Source organism: Bradyrhizobium sp. T-1 (assembly GCF_053592855.1).
Genome location: NZ_CM132115.1, coordinates 1,854,072 through 1,871,391, shown reverse-complemented (window position 1 = coordinate 1,871,391; position 17,320 = coordinate 1,854,072). Strand labels below are relative to the sequence as shown.

The following is a 17,320-nucleotide window of genomic DNA, read 5'->3' as shown; positions in this document are numbered from 1 at the left end:
GCTCCAACTCCGGAAATCCCGCTTGCAAATCGAAGCCACAGCGCAATCTCGGCATTGAGCCCGCATCAGGCCGCGGCAGCGCCGCGTCCCAGTTTGGCGACCAGCCTGATGATCATCCCCAGAACTCCATCGAAGATGAACAGCAGAAGCAGCGCCACGACGAACAGGCTGATGCCGGTGAGATCGTGAACGACGCCCTCGATCAGATCAGGCCCACCGTAATAGGCCATCAGGACCAACGCAAAGACGCGAATGAAGTTGGAAAGAATCGTGATCGGAACGATCGACAACAGGAGCAGGAGACCGCGCAACTTCTCCTTCCATCGAAAGGCGTAAACGTAGAACACGCCAATGGCGGACAAAGCGAAAATCGAATTCATGCCGGAACAAGCGTCTTTGACCAGCAGTTGATAGGTTCCGATCATGATCATGACGCCGTTCTGGGCGACGGGGAAACCAGCTGCATAAAGAACCCTGGTCACCGTGTCGGAAATGAACACTTTCAGCGGGACCGTCATCGAATCGACGAGCCAGTCGGGCATCGGCACTGCGAAGATCAGGAAGCCGATCGGAAAGGCCAAGCTCCGAAGCATCGGCCAGCCGGCACAGATCAGGATCGACCCAACAATAACGGGAAGGACCGACCCCATCTCGACGGTCAGCAACCCTTGCTGCAACCGCGAGAGGTACAATAGCACTAGCCCGGACAGCAGGACCGCCCAACCGGCAACCGGCGCCGGCGCAAGCTCGACCCGCTTCAGGCGATCCCGCGATTGCCAAACCAGCCACAGCGTCGCGGCAATAATGAGAGGTCCGTGCCCCTCCTGCTCGGTCTGCCAGGGGCCATTGATCAGGCCACGGATCGTCGGCGCATAGGCGCCAAGGATGGCCACGCCAACCAGCACGGGCCCCAAAAGGGATGCCGACAAACCCGCTCCGAACGATTTACGGATATGAATATCAGTCATCAATTTGAGCTCTGCGACAAAATATCAATTCTCATTTAACGGCAGAAACTACCATTGCCCGCTCCAACAATCGACTATCTTTTAATGACCAGCGCAGCGAAGACTATTCCCGCCACGACCAGAACCGACGCAAGAATAAAATGTCCGGCATTCCCGACCTGATTGGCGACGGCAAAGACGACGCCTGCCAACATCAAGTACACGAGCGTCCGAATCTCGCGATCTGAGAATTGAAAGAAGGCGATCACCAACCCGACAAAACTCGTGACGGTAACGACGTCAAATACGGTTGCCATGTTCCATACACTGAACAAAAGAGGAGTGGCTTGGACGGCGGCCGCGTCGGCAGCCTATTGTGACTTGGCGTCACCCTGCTTCATGAGGTCGGCATACTCGCCCTCATATTTCGCCTCGAGTCGTGCTGAATAAGCGGCCAAGCCGAGCTCAGCGGCGATTGTGTCCGCCCGCATCGCCTGTCGTGCCGTGTTCAGCGCAGCCTCCCCTTCCAGCGGGCGCGTCTCTTCGCTCTTCACCTTGAAAAACATCCCGTTCAAACCCACGCGGGTGAAGAAGATGTCGTCGTCCTTCCGCCTCTGGACCAGCCCCGCGAGCTCCTCCGAAAAATCGCTGCTCGAGAGTACGCCGGCTTGGCGCGCATGGGGGATTCCATTTGCCGCCAGTTGTTGCTGCACTTCGTCGAGCGTCTTGGCGTCCTTGTTCGCGCTCACGAAAGCCTGCGTGGCGGGAGTCATCGGAATGATGACCTCTTCCACACTGAACAACTTTCGATCGCCGAACTTCCATGCGTTCTTTGCGATGTAACGATCGAGATCGGTTCTGTTGGCCGCTTTGGCGTTCGCGGCGCGATTGAGCGTCGCATTGCCAAGAACCTGTTCGCGAGCCCGCAACAGATCCAGAAGCACTCCGGGTTCGCGATCCAATTTCGCCGTCATTGCCTGCTGCATAAGGTATTTTCGCACGACGATCTCGCCGAGCACCCGCTTCAGCACCTCGGGATCCTTCTGCTTGTCCGGCGGGACGTTGGCGAACCTGAACTCGTTTTCGAGCTCCTGCGTGGTGATGACTTCGTTTCCAACGTGGGCAACGACCTGGCCTTTGGCTGCAGTCGGCTGCTCTCCGCTCTTCTGTCCGCAAGCACCGAGAACCAAGCCGGACGCCGACAGGAACAACACCACACGAGCAATGTACAAGTTGCGAAGCCTATTCACCCGACGCTCCGTTCTTCAATTCAAAATCGTTAAGGGTCCAGGAGCAACCAAAGTCCGCCCCGGCTTTGAGCATGGAAGCATCAGTAAAGGCCCGATGGGCAGCCGTCGAGACGGCCGAACGCGCCCCGTCGAGAATTCGCTATTTAGCTTAATCCGGGAATTCGGGGTTGCGGCCCGTCCGTGACACTTTTGTGAGGTAAGTCAGCAGCATCGGCCCTTTATCCGACTGGCGAGAACGGCTAACAATCAAACCGTCGCAACAGGAGCCGCACGATGAAGTCCAGCCGGGTTGGAGTTGTTCTCGCATCGATCGCGATTGCTGGCACGGCCATAGCAGGAGAGGTCTTCGCACCACGTCAATTGATGGCGCGCACGACAGCGTCCCAGAGCCTCGAAACCGTCATTCCGAAGCAGTTTGGCACCTGGAAGCTGGTGCCCGAAATCAGCCCCGTCAAGCCGGTCGATCCGGAAGCCTATGTCCAGCCGCCGGACCCTCTTTCAGCCAAGGTCTACAGCCAGGAAGTCGCGCGGGGCTACACCGACGGCGAAGGCCATATCGTGATGCTGCTGGTCGCCTACGGCCCAGTTCAGAACTACAAGCTGAAGGCTCATCGGCCCGAGATCTGCTATACCGCGAATGGCTTTCGCGTGTCCGAGAAGAACGCCTCGACACTCGCCGTTGCCGACGGCGCGCTGAAGATCACGCGGCTGATTGCGGAACGAGAATCGCGTTACGAACCGATCACCTATTGGATGAAGGTCGGCAACGAAATCTCCAACGGTGTCGTCGACAATCAGATCAGCCGCCTTAAATACGGGTTGCGGGGCATCATTCCCGATGGCTCCCTGATCAGGGTATCGACAACCGGCCTCAACAAGGAGGCGTCCTTCAAGCTGCAGGACCAGTTCATCCGCGATCTGCTCACCGCGTTGCCATCTCAGGAGAGGGAATTTTTCCTGGATAGGTCCTGATCGGATTTCGAATGGCGGCAAGCGTGATAGCTTCGGCTGACGAACGCAAAGGCACCAAGCGATATATCGATCGTGGTAGAGAGAGCGCCAGCCATCCCATTCGGGTCACCGCATGGATGGCGTTGCTGCTGTTGGCAACCGTCAAGGTTGCCACAGCCCAAACGACCGACGAGACCCTGCTCGCATACGCCGTGAATATTCATCAAACTCCCATGCAGACATGGGGGCCCGGCTACGGAATCTATCTCGGACAGGGCTATTTTCTAACCGCGGCGCACGTCGCCGGCCGGACATGGTTTACGCGACCAAAGGTCACGATCTCGGGCCAAGAGTTTCCGACGCGGGTCATCAAAGAAGGCCAGCTTGAGGCAACCGACCTGACCCTGCTCGCGGTCGAAGAAAACCTCCTGCCAATGCGGCTGAGGCTCAGACGCATGCGTCTTTGCGACACTCCCCCGCGGCCGGGCCAGGAAGTCGTCACGGTCGTGCCCGAAGCGGTTGTCCGTTCCCGCATCATCGCCCCGGAGCGTATTCCTGCGGCAGTTCGACGATTCAATACGGCGATTGTCGACGTCGCGAAAACCGGCAATTCCGGATCGGGCGTCTTCGATGTGAAGCAGAGGTGCCTACTCGGCATCATGAGCCGGAAGATCAGTCAGAAACGGACCAATCTGGTGACCCGAAAGGAGGAGACGTACGACATCGCCAAATACTTCGTACCTGCGGCTGAGATCGCGGCGTTCGTTCCTGCAGGAACGTTTGATGCACGATAGGATCTCGATTTGACCGTCCGCCAAACCGAGCGATCCCGCGCCCCTAGTAGTACCCGTAATAGGTATCGATCTTTTCAGATGCCTTGTTGACGACAACACGCACAACGGGGACACGCTCGAGGTGCTTCTGACATTCCTTGACGTCGGCCACCGATGAGCTTCCCACGCCGGTCACCAGCAGGACCGCATCCATGCGCGGCAGGATCGAGATCACGTCATCCCCGAGCAGCATGGGCGGCAAATCGAAGATCACGGTATGGGAACGGAACTCCCGTTTGATCGCCTGAAGCAACACCGTCATGGTCTGTGAGGCCATCCACTCGGACGAACCGTGCGTTGGCGCCGAGCCTGGCAACACAAACAAGCTGTTCGGCCCGACCGCGGCCTTTGTAACCGCCGCCGAAACCGGGATCTGTCCATCGAGCACACTGAGAACGCCGCCGCTCCGTGGCAATCCGAAATAGTTCGCGACCATAGGCTTGCGCAAATCGAGATCGACGATCAGCGCCGACCGCTCGGGAAGCCTTGCAATGCTCATCGCGAGATTGCACGCAGTCACGGTTTTTCCGCATCCAGCAGTGGGCGAAGTGACAGCGAGAAACTGCCAGTTCTTCTTGTCCATCTCCTGCAGCACCTGGGTGCGCAACATGTCGTAGTAGCGGCCGCTTTCGCCACCGGTCGTGAAAGCCACGATACGATTGGCCTCGAGATGATCCGGATCGAGACGGACTTCTCGTACCGAGACCGGCTCGCGCTGCCCTGCAGCGATCGGCTTCGATCCGCCGATGAGCTCCTGCTGTACGAGACTGTCGCTGGAGCGCGCCAGCTCCACGGCCTGCTTGATCGAGTCCATCAGAACCTCTCGGATTAGCGGAACAGACCCGCCCGCGCCTTCGCGAGCATGAGATCGAGCGGCGGCATGAAGAAGTAGGCGCCTCCAAGGAGGGCGACGACGACCAGGACCACGACCACGACGGCAGCGATGCCGCGAACCTTCTGCCGGCGCAGCTCCGCCTTGGTCGCAATATAAGGCACCGGAACAATGAGACGGTTATCGACGATCGCAGATAAATCGCTGCTTCGCCGAATCGCCTTGTCGGTCAGCTCGAGAACAAACGTCAGGCCCACGCCAGCTGCAAACGCGAGAGCCATCGTAAGGGCCAAGAGCTTTGGACGATGCGGCTTGATCGGCTCCTGAGGCGCGGTCGGCTGTTCGATGACCTCGAGCTTTTCGGACTGCTGATCCTTTTCGAGGTTTTCGCCCAAGCGTGCGGCCATCAGCTTGGCAGTGGCTGTTTCGAGGTTTTTCTGCAAGCTTTCCTGCTGAGCGACAAGAGCATCGAGGCTCGCCGCTGCCGCGGCGTCATTTCCGGTTGAAGTCTGAGCCGGCGCCTGAGCTACGCTTTCCATCGCCTGAATCTGGCGCTTCAGCGACTGGATTGTCGGATGCTTGTCCGAATAAAGCGCGCTCTTCTGAATCAGCTCTGCCTTCAATTGAGCGAGCGTGCTCGTCGGCTGGTCCGGGCCGGAGGACGTCGTCGCCGGTTTACCCTGGGCAATGCGAAGTTGGGCAATCTTTGCATCGAGTGCCGCATTCTCGGTCTGCAGCCGCTGAACTTCGCGGGACAAGAACCGCGACGTGTCTGTCGCGCGGCTCGTCCGATCGCGCAGATCCTCGTTCAGAATTCGTGTCATCAGTTCGTTGGCAACACGAGCTGCAACGGCAGGATCGCCATACTCAAAGCCAACCGAAAAGACGATCGTCGGATTTTCCAGGGCGGCCCTCGTCCGCTGCTTGAAATCGAGGATGGGATCGACCGGCGAAATCTTGGTCGATTTCTTCATCAGCTCGACCAGCTCGGTCACCGACATGAGCGTACGCTTTTCGGGAAAAAGCTGGAACTTGTCGGCGATCGCGATCAGGTTGTCCCGTGTCATCGTGCGCTGTTGAATGACCTGGATTCGCTCCTGCGCCGCGCTGGTGACGGTCGGCCGCACGAGCTCGGTGGGAATCTGCTGCGACTGGACGAGAATCTTGCCCTCGGAAAGATAGGTCGGGGGCCAGATCAGCACTGCAGCGGTTCCGGCAACGGCAATCAGGATGAACGGCAGGACAAAGAAGGGCCAGCGCCGTTTGATGATATCGAGATAATAGGAAGGCCGCAGCAGATGAGACCGATCCTGCTCGACCTGACCGTCGAAACTGTCTTCAAAATCAATCTTTTGCAGCATGCGTTTTCAGAAACCTGGTTGGTGCGACCTGCAAAGCGCGAAAACGTAATTTTGTAAGTTCGGCCAGCCTGCAATCTTCCAAATGGATTTTAGCATCGAAATTGCATAGAGGCTCATTAATTATTGCGCCGCGAGAAGGATTTGAATTGTCAGCCTTAATGACGATCGTGAGTCGTTCTTTAGGCAATTTCGTTCAATACTCGCGGCGGCCCGGATAGCTGGTTTTGCGAGAGGTGAGCTATAAGGCGGCGAAGGCAGGCTAGAGAACGGCAGAATGTACGAGTCATATTATCAACTGCGCGAGAAGCCATTCTCGATTCTGCCCGACCCAGACCTGATCTACTGGGGCAAGATGCACTCGATGGCGTTCACGATGCTGGAGTTTGGCATCATGAACAATGCCGGGTTTACTGTCATCACCGGGGAAATCGGCTCCGGCAAGACGACCCTCGTGCGGCACCTCCTCAAGAAGCTCAGCCCGACATTGACGCTCGGTCTGATCTCAAGCTCACCGCAGGGGCGCGAGGAGCTGCTTCAATGGATCCTGATGTCTTTGGGACAGCCATTCGACGGAAATTATCCACACCTTTTCAAGAACTTACAGGATTTTCTCCATGGCCAATACGCGACTGGCCGGCGGACGGTTCTGATTATCGATGAAGCGCAAAATCTCGAGCCGGACGCACTCGAGCATCTGCGGATGCTGTCCAACATCAATGCAGACAAGTTCCAGGTGCTGCAGCTGATCCTTGTAGGCCAGCCGCAGTTGCGCGACCTGCTGTTGCTGCCCAAGCTGCACCAGTTCGCCCAGCGAATTTCGTCGGATTTCCATCTGCGGCCGCTGGATACAAGGGAAGTTGCCAACTACATCGCCTTTCGCCTTCAGGCTGTGGGCGCCCCGCGCCCCCTCTTTACGCAAGAGGCCTGCGCGCTGATCGGGGCCGCCAGCGGCGGCATCCCCCGGATGATCAACGTCCTCTGCGACACCGCACTGGTGTACGGATTTGCCAACAACCAGAGGGTCATCGGCGACCAATTGGTCCGGGACGTTATTGCAGACAAGCAACAGTACAGCATTTTTCCCGTCAAGCAGCTCTCCCGGGTTCCTTAAGTACCTCAAACCCAGTAATTTCCGAGTGTTGCCCGCTTCAGCGGGCATGTCTTGGCTCGAGTTGATCAGCAAAGATTAGGATTAAAACTTTACTTCGCGCATCTGCGCCCTTCGCGAAGAGGAAACAAGCATGCGGACGGTTTTGCTGGCAGTGTTGATGGCCATTTTCGCCACCTCTGCCTTTTCACAGACGCTCAAGCCTGGCGATACCCTGTCAATCACCGTGTTGCAGGATCCAAAGCTCGACCGGACTGTGGTGGTTGATCCGCTGGGCGAGATTGCCTTTCCGCTCGCCGGGCATATCCGGGCTCGCGGGCTGACCCCCCTCGCACTCGAGAACGTCCTCAGAGCGAAGTTGAAGCCCAACTACAAGGACGACGCCCTGGACGTAACGGTCGCACTCGCCAATGCGCCGAAGGATGTTCCGGAAGAAGACTTGAAGCCGAAGGTCTTCGTCACGGGCGAAGTTTTGAGGCCTGGGCCTTACGTCGTCCGGCAGCCGACCACCCTGATGCAGGCGATATCGCTTGCCGGTGGCCTTGGTCCCTTCGCCGCGAAGAAGCGGATTCAGGTGCGTCGACGGGCCCCCGGCGGCGACGAAACGATCTATATGTTCAACTATAGGGCTTATGAGGCCGGCGCGGATCTCGAAGGCAATATCGTCCTGCGAGCGGGCGACGTGATCATGGTCCCGGAACGAGGATTCTTCGACTAAGACGCAAGTTTAAGTGCACCCGGGGGCGGGACCAACTGTGAAGAGGATTGCGATTGCGGTCTCGATGTCGCTCGGGCTTGCTCCGGCGGCCGCATTCGCGTGGGATTGGTCGCTCAAGACCTCCGAGAGCGAGACGATCGAGCTCAACAGCAACCAATTTCTGAGGTCGTCCCCGGCGGGATCGGTCGGTTCCTACTCGACGATCACCGGGACGGCCGAGGCTCTCACACCGACGTCCAAGCTCACTTTCGATGGTGATGGCACTTACAGGAAATATTGGGGTCCTGGCGTCGAAGGAGCCTCGACCGAATCTCTTTCCTACGGCGCGAAAGCGCACTACGAGCAGCACGAGAAAAACAAGTTCGACCGCGAATTCGTCGAAGCCGCATGGAGACAGCAGAGTACGGCACTGGCGCTGTTGAACGACCTCGGCGTCATCTCCCCGGCCACAGGCTTTATCGATCGGGTCACTGCAACCGGCGGAATTGATCGTGCTCTGAGCGCGCGTGATACCGTCAGCCTCTTTGCGACCTCGACACGAACCTATTATGAGCCATCGAGTGGCGGCACCGCCTTTACCGACACGCTGGCACGCGGATCGTGGCGACACGGCGTCTCTTCCACGACTGGCGTCAGCCTGTCGTCGGAGGCCGAGCTGCTCGCCTACGACAATGCATTCAGCACGCAGGTCGACATCTATCGCAATCAAGTCGGTATCGACACCGCCCTGTCGTCCGTACTGTCCTTTAGGGGCAATATCGGCGCTGCGTATCTCGTGACGGACCGCGGCGTTTCGACATCCGCGATCGGCGGCGTCACCTCGGCCGTCCCGATTGGAAGCACCGCGCTGGATTGGATCGGCGACGCTGTTCTCACCTACAAATTCATGAAGACAGCGACGCTGTCGGTCATTGCCAGTCAGTCTGTTGGACCGAGCATCGTAGGTTCGCTGATCAAGCGAGACACCGTCAGTGCCAGTGTGAATTATCTCATCAACAGCCGCGAGAACCTGACTATCTCGGCGAGCGGCAACCGGCAGATCACCACGACCACGACCGACTACGCTTCGATTTCCGCAACCTACGGATACAATCCGATCCGCGACGTATCTTTGCAGTTCACCTATCGCTATCAGCACCGCTTTGCGAGCACAGGGACGACGATCTTCGATCCTCTCACCGGCACGCCGACCGTTTCTGGCACCGGTCCCGCAGACTCACACAGCCTGATGTTCGTTGCTACCCACAATTTCCTCGTGCTCCCGCACGGCAACTAATCAGGCGCGGAACGAGCACCGCAGTCGGGCGAAAGCCTCACAAAGCGCGACGATGATGGATCATCATTGCATGCTGAGCGGAGCATGTTCCTTGCAAAATGCGGCCTCGCGCTTTCCGGACTGTGCTTTGAACTAGGGCTGCTGCTTGAGCGCGTCCTGGATGCTCTTCTTGAGTTCGGTCCCGTCGGGCTCGGCCTTCGCGGCTGCCGCCAACTCCTCTTTCGCCTTTTGCGCCTGACCGTCTGCTGCGTAGGCAAGACCAAGATGATAATGGACGGCCGCAAAATTAGGCGACTTGGCCGCGGCCGTCTCCAGGATCGCAATCGCGGATTTGGTGTCGCCGTGCTTGAAACGTGCCCAGCCTATCGTGTCCTGGAATTGCGGCACGTTCGCCACCTTGAGGCTCTCAGCCAATGCCGCAGCGCGATCAAGGCTCTCCTTGTCAGTGCGCGTGTCGAGCAGCAGACTTGCCAGATTGTTGATAGCGATGAGAGACTGAGCCTGCGGCTGGTCCTTCAAGATCGCCTCATACTGAGCGATGGCACCCGCGCTGTTGTTCTTCAGAATTTGCAAGCTCGCCGAAGACATCTTCAGATTCAGGTTCTGCGGATTTTCCTTCATGGCGCTCTGCAAGACGCGCTCGGCAGCGTCATAATTCTTGCCGCGAATGTAGAAGTCAGCCAGCGCGCCATATCCGGACGGATCCTTCGGCTGCTGCTTGATCGCTTCCTCAAAGTTGGCAACCGCCTCAGCATCCTTCTTCTGCGCCAGTTTCGTCTGCCCAAGGACGACCAGGAGTTCCGCATTACCCGGATAGCGCTTGTTCATGTCCTGCAGAAGGTTCACCGCGTCGTCGCTGCGTTCGGACCGAATGTAGGCGGACGCCAATGCAACAGCCGGCTGGATCGCTTCCGGAAGCGCCTTGTGCGCATCTTCCAGCGCCACGATGCTCTCCGCAAACCGCTGCTGGCCCGCATAGGCCGCGGCTTTGATCTGGTCCGCAACTACGCGACCGTCCTTGATCGTCGTGATGGTGTCCGCAAGCGTCAGCGCTCCAGGCCAGTTCTGACGGGTGAGCTTGATCTGCGCCAGCGACGAGAGAACCTGCAAATTGCCGGGATTACGACCTGCTACTTCCGTCAGCACGTCATCGGCACGCCCGGCATCGTTCCTGCGTTGCAGAAACGCAACGTATCTCAGCGCCACCTCAATATTGAGATTGGAGTTCTTCAGGGCGTCCGCGTATTGGCGATCCGCGAGTTCGGGCTTACCGCCCTGCTCGTATGCAAGGGCGAGCGCGAGCAGCAATTCCGGCGATTTCGGTTGGTCGTTGAGCGCCTCACGCAGGTCGGCGATCGCACTATCCGTCTGCCCCTTGTCCAGGCTGAGCGCAGCGCGAAGACGAAGGCCGCCGGAATTTCTACGGTCTTTTGCGAGCACTTCAGAGATCAGCGGCTCTGCCGCCGCCTTGTCGCCCTTGGCGACCAGCATCTCAGCAAGCCTGACCTGGGTCTTCAGCTTGCGATCGGCGTTGTCCAACTCCGAAACCAGCTTCTGGAGCGACGAGATAGCTTCGCTCTGGTGATTGCTCACAAAATCCAGCTCTGCGAGTGCGAACTTATAGTCGAACGTGTCCCCGCCAGCCTTGATCCGCGACTCGAGTTCGGCGTGTGCAGCCGCCGGGCTCTTGAAGGTATTGAGGAATCGAACAAGGTCGAGACCGACTTTGGTGTCGGTGGGACTGGCGGCGACCCGTGCGCGCAACTCCTGCTCCGCCTCGTCATATTTGCGCTCGGCCGTGAGAAGCTGGATCAGCCCGAGACGATACGAGGCTTCCTGCGGAAAGTCGGTCACCAATTGCCGGGCCAGTTTTTCCGCGCCAGCCAAGTCGCCCTTCAGCCTGAGGATCTCGATCCGCAACTGCGCGGTGCTGGCACGGTCTGTCGCCCGCGACAGCGGCGGCAGCGCATCGAGCATTCGCAGTGCGCCGTCGATGTCTCTGTCGGCAACTTTCTTCGACACCAGCAGGTTCACGGCCTCGATGTTCGCGGGATCGATCTCGTAGGCCCGCTGCGCCTCTCGAAGGGCGGCCGCTGGATCGCCTGTTCTGATGAGAGCCAGGGCTCGAACGGCATGAAGCATCGCGTTCGGCTTGTCGCCTTCATTGGCGGCATCCAGGATCTTGATGGCAGGTTCGGCCGCCCCGCCAGCCACCATGATCCTGGCGAGCTTCACTCTGGCATCGAGGTCCTTGGGGTCGAGCTCGACGATGCGCCGCAGATCGAGAAACAGGGAATTGGCCTTGGTGCGCTCATCGATGCCAGCCAGCGCTTTCCAGACTTCGACCTTGTCGCTCTTGTATTTGACTGCCTTGAGAAGCTCGAGCCGCGCGCCGAGATCATCATTCTTGGCGATCAGCGCCATCCCGCTTTCGTAATATTGCTGGGAACGCTGCTCGGGCGAGCCGCAACCGCCGAGCAACGCGGCGGTCAGAGCAAAGCCGAATGTCTTCACGACCACCTGGCGGGCAAAGCGAGGTTCCAAATCGAGCCTGGTCTTCATTTTGGGTATCCAAACTTTGCGTGCTCGCATCGCACGGAGGTCGTCTTTTGCCGACGCAGGATTACCGATCGGACAGAAGAAATTCAAACCTGTTCAGCCGGAAAATTCGCCGCAGACGCGGAGAAAGACCAACGATGGTCAACGACAGATTTTGTCGCGCAAGCTGCCGCTTCACGCCGATTAATACGCCGAAGAACCGGCCGTCCATATAATCGACGCCGGCAAGATTAATTTCGATCGACTTGTGGTCCCTCACGGCCTGCGTCGCGAAGGGGAGCAGGGAATTGGCTTTATCGGCCGTGGCTGCGCCTGTGAGGCTGATCGTCATGCTCTCGTCGCGCTGGATGGAGCGGATCGCAAATTCGGCCTGTTGCCGGGAGACCCTGGCAGCGATCGCGAGCGGAAGGACGCAGGTGCAGAGGACCTGTAGCAGCGCTTTGCCATCGGCCCAGTAGCGCCGCCACAGATAAGGCTCCTCCTTGATTCTCCACAGCCATTCGAACCCCGTGCTCCGCATCAAGGGCGGGGCGCGGCGAATTGTGCCCGCCTCGAAATTGATGGTCGCGCCGAACTGCGCGCGGATTGGAACCGACAGGCGATGATGGTTGCGCAAGAGCCAAGCCTGCGCCTTTTCGGCATTCAGGAACACCGCGAGCAGATCCGCCCCGCTGGCGTTGATCTGCGCGATGATGTCGGGCGAGCTCAGTTCCTCGACGGAACCGAAGCCCGGATTGAGCACGCCCACGCATTCGAGCCCGCATTTTTCGGCATTCAGCTGCAGACCGACCTTCTCGGCGAGGTCGCCCGTCCCGCCGAACAGAAAGACCCGCAAGCGGTTTTCCGTTCTGGATTTCAGCCGGCCGAACAGATCGGAACCTGCCACCCGTTCGTGGATCGGAACGCGGAGCAGCTTTGCGATCCAGATCAGGGGCATGCCGTCGGCGAGACAGACGTCGCTCAGCAGCATGCTGTCGCGGAACGCCACGTCCTGATGGCTCTTGATGAGGAAGTTGACGTTTGGCGTCGAGATGAGGAACGGCTCGCGCTTCGCGGCGGCGGCGTCCATGGCCTGGATCAGCGAGCGGAAATCGACGGCATCGACGGGCAGCCCGAGCAGGCCGTACAGATCCCGCGTGGCCTCGCCCTTCTCGCCATCGTCGAGGTTTTTTGGCGCCGGGCGCGCGACAGGAGGGGCCGGCTGGCCGAGACGGGCAGTCTGGAACGTGCTCAAAATCGAGGTCTCGCGAACTGATGCAGTGTGAACGGCCGGGCAAACTGCCCAAAAAACCATTTTTTAAAGATCGCCCCTAAATAACACACGTGAGGCGACGGCTGGAAGCCGATTTAATGGCGGTGATTAATTTCGCGACGAAAGTAGGTGTCCGGCGACAATTTACCTTGCCGCAGCATCGCAAGGCCCTTGGGCCCTTCGTTCGGGGGGTTAATCTTGCGCATAATCAGCCCGGCACGGTAGGCTGCAAAGCTGGCAATGGACCGGACAGGCGGTCTCGAGACCATTTATTTCTGGCTGGCTTCATTCATGTTCGAAAACGTCAGGGCCGACTATGCCGCGCATGGCCGCGACTGCGGGGCCCAGGGCTTCTGGGTCATGCTGGTCTACCGGTTCGGGCGCTGGCGCTACGGCATCCGGCCGGCGCTGCTACGCAAGCCGGTCTCGGTTCTCTACAAGGTCCTCTACAAGCTGGTTCAGATCCTGACCGGGATCGAGCTGCCGTGCGAAGCCGTGGTCGGGCGCAATTTCGTGATTGACCATTTCGGCGGCATCATCGTCAGCGGCTATGCCCGCTTTGGCGACAATTGCCGGATCCGCAACGGCGTCGTGGTCGGATTGCGCCGGGTCGACGAGCCCTGCGCGCCGGAGATCGGCGACAATGTCGATATCGGCGCCGGCGCCAAGGTGCTGGGGCCGATCAAGATCGGCGACAACGTCGTGATCGGGGCCAACGCGGTGGTGCTGTCGGATGTGCCGGCGAACTCGATCGCGATCGGCGTGCCTGCCGTGATCAAGCCGCGCCGGCCCGAGGCGCTGCGGGACGTGGCGCTGTGAGTGGGAGCGAGAGGCCGCTTCCGTTTGCCTGCGGCGTCGTGGCGATCGGCCGCAACGAGGGCGAACGGCTCAAGCGGTGCCTCGCCTCGGCGGCGCCGGCGGCGCGGGTCGTCTATGTCGATTCCGGCTCGAGCGACGGGTCGGTCGCCTTCGCGCGTGCGCAGGGGATCGACGTGGTCGAGCTCGACACGCGCGACGGCTTCACCGCCGCGCGCGCCCGCAATGCGGGGTTTCGGCGGCTGATGCAATTGGCGCCCGAGCTGCAGCTCGTGCAATTCGTCGACGGCGATTGCGAGCTCGCCGCGGGCTGGCTCGCGGCGGCCGGCGCGTTTCTCGATCAGCGGGCGGATGCGGCTGCGGTGTTCGGCCGGCGGCGGGAGCGGCATCCGGAGCGGTCGATCTACAACCGGATCTGCGATGCCGAATGGAACACCCCGCTCGGCCAGGCGCGCGCCTGCGGCGGCGACGTCATGATGCGCGTTGCGGCGCTGGAGCGGGTCGGCGGCTATCGCGACGATTTCATTGCCGGCGAGGAGCCGGAGCTGTGCGTGCGCCTGCGCGCCGCCGGCTGGACGATCTGGCGGATCGAGGCCGAGATGACGCGGCACGACGCCGCGATGACGCGGTTTGGCCAATGGTGGCGCCGCAACGTGCGGAGCGGCTACGCCTTTGCGCTGGGGCGGTCCGCGCACGGCGCCCCGCCCGAACGGCTCTGGGTGTGGGAGAGCCGAAGAGCCTGGCTGTGGGGCATCTGGCTGCCGCTCGCCTGTGCGCTCGCCGTGATCGCCTTCGGCGCGCCCGGCCTCGCCTTGCTGCTGATCTACCCCCTGCAGCTCGTGCGCCGCATCCCGCGGCAGCCGGGGGCCTTGCGGGACCGGATCGGCTTTGCCGGCCTGGAGCTGCTCGGACGATTTGCCGAAGGCCTCGGCCAGCTCCGCTTTGCGGCCGACCGGCTGCTCAAGGGGCGGAGCCAGATCATTGAATACAAGTGATGCGCAGCGCTGCGCGGACCGCCTCGAACATGAAATGTGAAAACAACCCCATGCACAGTAGCTAAGGCATTGAAAAGCCGAAAATATTTAATTTTCGCCGGTCTCCGATTATGAGACCGCAAAAATCTCATGAAAATCATACTCTTAAGCGCTACCAAGCCGGGTAAGCCGATGGAGCGACGAGAGGGAACGACAACCTTACCCTGTCAAAGATCAGGCCTAGCTTTGGAGATAGAACTTCAATGACCTCCAGCACAACTTTTGTAACCTGCGTTGAAGCGGGAGGACTAGAACCGCAAGTCCTGATGCTCGCCGAATCCTTGAGAGCTTTTGGGGGCGCATGGGCTAATGCACCGTTCATTGCTGTAAAGCCAAGACGCGGCCCCAAGTTGAAGGCCACAACGATATCCGAGTTTCGTCGTCTTCAAGTGGAGTTTGTGGACGAGCCGTTCAACTCGAAATTGGCTTGGTGGAACAACGCCAATAAGAGCGCCGTGATGTCCGCGCTTGAAAAGCAAGTTTCAACGCCGAACATCACTTGGCTTGATGGCGACATGGTCATCTTGCAGCCTTTGGATGACGTAACCCCTGCTGAACATGCTCAGTTTGTAGCGCGCGCCGGCGAGGGTTATCTCGGCTCTGATGGGTCCGATGCAAACGCAACCTATTGGCGCAAACTCTGCGAGATTTTCAGCCTCAATTTCGCGGATTTTCCGGAGATCGTATCGTTTCCCGAGCGGCGAACAATCCGAGCATATTGGCAAGGAGGAATTTACACATACAGGACCACGACAGGACTGGGCGCAGCACATTTCGAAGTCATTGCTCGCCTGTTGGAAGAGAAGGTCGGCTCCAAGCAAGCCGGCATCTATCACCAAGACCAAGTGTCTATTTCACTTGCCGTCCAAAAACTAAAGCTGAAGCATTCAGAATTCACGCCAGCAATGAACTTCAATATCAATCCGCTGGCTAAGCAGAATGCAAACCTGCTGGCGATGGGCGATGTGAAGATCCTCCACTATCATAACTCTCTACATAAACCCGCTTTGAGCTGGGCGAGCGAATACATCCGGCAATTGCCGCCCGATCGCGTAGAACTGATTCAGAAATACACTCCGATCTCGACCGACGCGGCGCTCGTGACTCGCCTGCAGCGTAGACTCCTCAAACTTGCACGCGAGCGACGCGCTACACAATTCGCGAAACAAGCGACCCACTACTGAGGAAGACTTGATGGATCCTAAGGCGATCTATTATGCCGCGGTTGCCGGGGATGTTTCGGGAACTTATCGGCGGTGGCGCGAAGGACTTCGCGACGAAAGGCAACTTGCAGAAACGTATTCCGGCCAATTTTTTGATCTTTGCAAGCGCCTCGGTCGAAGGGGCATAGCCTCCTTCCCATCCGACGCATCGGCGGCAATCTCTGACACGAGCTTTGAGATTCGCGCACGTCCGCGGCCTTCAAAGTCCGCTGGCTTAGGCTTCCATGTCGACCAATGGCGCCTTGCTTGGCACCTCTGGCTTGATGCCTGGAAAAGCAAATCGACCGACGTAATCGTCATGGACGGCGTGACAAGCTTCTATCTGCTTTCTCCGCTGTCGATGATGGGTAAGCGAGTTTATGTCTCTATTCATACAGTCCTGCGCGGCAAGGGTGAGACAAGGACTTCAGCAAGAAAGTTTGTCGATGTTCTCAACAGATGGTTCTTCGAACATCACTGCGCGGGCTGCCTCGTGGCCTCCCCTATCATCGAAAGGCAAATTCGTGAGCTGGGAGCCGTCCGCGTACCGATAACAGTTTTTTATCCGCTCTATTCTCGAGCCGATTTTGAGCGATTTAGCCCGCCCAGTATTGCTCAGTCCCCCTTCCGCATTCTCTATGCTGGACGGATTGAAATCGACAAAGGCGTTTTCGATCTAATGAGCGCCGTCCGCAACTTGATCGCTTGCGGTTACTCCCTGAGAGTCGATTTCTGCGGCGATGGAGCTGAATTGAGCAGCTTGAAAGAAGCAATTTTATCGTCTGGCCTTGGGCACGCCATGTTCGCCCATGGCCATCTTAGTCGATCGGAGCTAAGCGAGTTCCTGGATAAGTCAAATGTTGTGGTCGTGCCAACTAGAAGAGCATTCCCGGAGGGGCTAAATCAAGTTGTTATCGAAGCCGTTTTGGCACGACGCCCGGTCATTACGTCGGACGTATGCCCGGCTCTAAGGCTGATCGAAGAGGCAGCGCTCGAAGCGCAGCCTGATGACGTCACCAGCTATCAAAGCTGCATCCGCAGCTTAATTGACGATCCCGAGTTGACGACTAGGCTGGTCCAAGCGGGTGATCGTTATCGAGAGCAATTCTTTGATCCGTTGCTAAGCTGGACTGAAAAGGCAGCAAACCTAATCAAGCAGGCCGACGAGCTTCCTTGACGCC

At 58.9% G+C, this 17,320-nt stretch carries 16 protein-coding genes; 9 read left to right on the top strand and 7 right to left on the bottom strand.

Features of this window, described 5'->3' with window-relative positions:
- Window positions 1–65 precede the first annotated feature (65 nt).
- From xrt to ACWAT4_RS09025, 3 genes are all read right to left on the bottom strand, one after another.
- Window positions 66–968, bottom strand: coding sequence for an exosortase (gene xrt / locus ACWAT4_RS09035; protein WP_212446814.1), 903 nt, complete (start codon window positions 966–968; stop codon window positions 66–68).
- 74 nt (window positions 969–1,042) lie between these two features.
- Window positions 1,043–1,264 carry an XrtV sorting system accessory protein gene (locus ACWAT4_RS09030; protein WP_212427216.1) on the bottom strand — a complete coding sequence of 74 codons (222 nt, stop codon included), beginning with the start codon at window positions 1,262–1,264 and terminating at the stop codon, window positions 1,043–1,045.
- Between the two features lie 54 nt (window positions 1,265–1,318).
- Window positions 1,319–2,197 carry a SurA N-terminal domain-containing protein gene (locus ACWAT4_RS09025; RefSeq protein ID WP_449730400.1) on the bottom strand — a complete coding sequence of 293 codons (879 nt, stop codon included), beginning with the start codon at window positions 2,195–2,197 and terminating at the stop codon, window positions 1,319–1,321.
- Window positions 2,198–2,470: 273 nt separating this feature from the next.
- Between ACWAT4_RS09025 and epsI the strand changes: the two genes are divergently transcribed.
- Window positions 2,471–3,169 (top strand): exosortase-associated protein EpsI, V-type, encoded by a 699-nt coding sequence (gene epsI / locus ACWAT4_RS09020; RefSeq protein ID WP_449730399.1) that lies wholly within the window; start codon window positions 2,471–2,473, stop codon window positions 3,167–3,169.
- 11 nt (window positions 3,170–3,180) lie between these two features.
- Window positions 3,181–3,942, top strand: coding sequence for a trypsin-like peptidase domain-containing protein (locus ACWAT4_RS09015; RefSeq protein ID WP_449730398.1), 762 nt, complete (start codon window positions 3,181–3,183; stop codon window positions 3,940–3,942).
- A gap of 43 nt (window positions 3,943–3,985) precedes the next feature.
- Here the strand turns inward: ACWAT4_RS09015 and ACWAT4_RS09010 are convergent, their stop codons facing one another.
- Both ACWAT4_RS09010 and ACWAT4_RS09005 read right to left on the bottom strand, forming a co-directional pair.
- The gene (locus ACWAT4_RS09010; protein ID WP_212446812.1) at window positions 3,986–4,795 is read right to left on the bottom strand and encodes a CpsD/CapB family tyrosine-protein kinase; all 810 of its coding nucleotides are present in this window, start codon (window positions 4,793–4,795) and stop codon (window positions 3,986–3,988) included.
- Window positions 4,796–4,809: 14 nt separating this feature from the next.
- Entirely contained in the window at window positions 4,810–6,174 is a 1,365-nt protein-coding gene (locus tag ACWAT4_RS09005; protein ID WP_212427212.1) for a GumC family protein, read from the bottom strand.
- Window positions 6,175–6,448: 274 nt separating this feature from the next.
- Between ACWAT4_RS09005 and ACWAT4_RS09000 the strand changes: the two genes are divergently transcribed.
- The 3 genes from ACWAT4_RS09000 (at window position 6,449) to ACWAT4_RS08990 (ending at window position 9,276) form a co-directional block, all read left to right on the top strand.
- A complete protein-coding gene (locus tag ACWAT4_RS09000; protein ID WP_212427211.1) occupies window positions 6,449–7,285 on the top strand; it encodes an ExeA family protein in 837 nt (278 codons plus the stop codon).
- Window positions 7,286–7,415: 130 nt separating this feature from the next.
- Window positions 7,416–8,000 carry a polysaccharide biosynthesis/export family protein gene (locus ACWAT4_RS08995; protein WP_449730397.1) on the top strand — a complete coding sequence of 195 codons (585 nt, stop codon included), beginning with the start codon at window positions 7,416–7,418 and terminating at the stop codon, window positions 7,998–8,000.
- A gap of 37 nt (window positions 8,001–8,037) precedes the next feature.
- Window positions 8,038–9,276 carry a hypothetical protein gene (locus tag ACWAT4_RS08990; protein WP_449730396.1) on the top strand — a complete coding sequence of 413 codons (1,239 nt, stop codon included), beginning with the start codon at window positions 8,038–8,040 and terminating at the stop codon, window positions 9,274–9,276.
- A 132-nt stretch (window positions 9,277–9,408) separates the two neighbouring features.
- Here the strand turns inward: ACWAT4_RS08990 and ACWAT4_RS08985 are convergent, their stop codons facing one another.
- Window positions 9,409–11,838 carry a tetratricopeptide repeat protein gene (locus ACWAT4_RS08985; protein ID WP_449730395.1) on the bottom strand — a complete coding sequence of 810 codons (2,430 nt, stop codon included), beginning with the start codon at window positions 11,836–11,838 and terminating at the stop codon, window positions 9,409–9,411.
- Between the two features lie 61 nt (window positions 11,839–11,899).
- The gene (locus ACWAT4_RS08980; RefSeq protein ID WP_449730394.1) at window positions 11,900–13,069 is read right to left on the bottom strand and encodes a WecB/TagA/CpsF family glycosyltransferase; all 1,170 of its coding nucleotides are present in this window, start codon (window positions 13,067–13,069) and stop codon (window positions 11,900–11,902) included.
- Between the two features lie 258 nt (window positions 13,070–13,327).
- Here ACWAT4_RS08980 and ACWAT4_RS08975 point away from each other — a divergent pair, with 258 nt between their 5' ends.
- From ACWAT4_RS08975 to ACWAT4_RS08960, 4 genes are all read left to right on the top strand, one after another.
- Window positions 13,328–13,906: a serine O-acetyltransferase gene (locus ACWAT4_RS08975; RefSeq protein WP_449730393.1), complete on the top strand. Its 579-nt coding sequence runs from the start codon at window positions 13,328–13,330 to the stop codon at window positions 13,904–13,906.
- Window positions 13,903–14,898, top strand: coding sequence for a glycosyltransferase family 2 protein (locus ACWAT4_RS08970; protein WP_449730392.1), 996 nt, complete (start codon window positions 13,903–13,905; stop codon window positions 14,896–14,898). Before ACWAT4_RS08975 ends, ACWAT4_RS08970 begins: the two co-directional genes overlap by 4 nt.
- Before the next feature lie 242 nt (window positions 14,899–15,140).
- Complete coding sequence (locus ACWAT4_RS08965; RefSeq protein WP_449730391.1) at window positions 15,141–16,121, top strand: hypothetical protein; 981 nt, start codon at window positions 15,141–15,143, stop codon at window positions 16,119–16,121.
- A 10-nt stretch (window positions 16,122–16,131) separates the two neighbouring features.
- Window positions 16,132–17,316 (top strand): glycosyltransferase family 4 protein, encoded by a 1,185-nt coding sequence (locus ACWAT4_RS08960; protein ID WP_449730390.1) that lies wholly within the window; start codon window positions 16,132–16,134, stop codon window positions 17,314–17,316.
- Window positions 17,317–17,320: the final 4 nt, after the last annotated feature.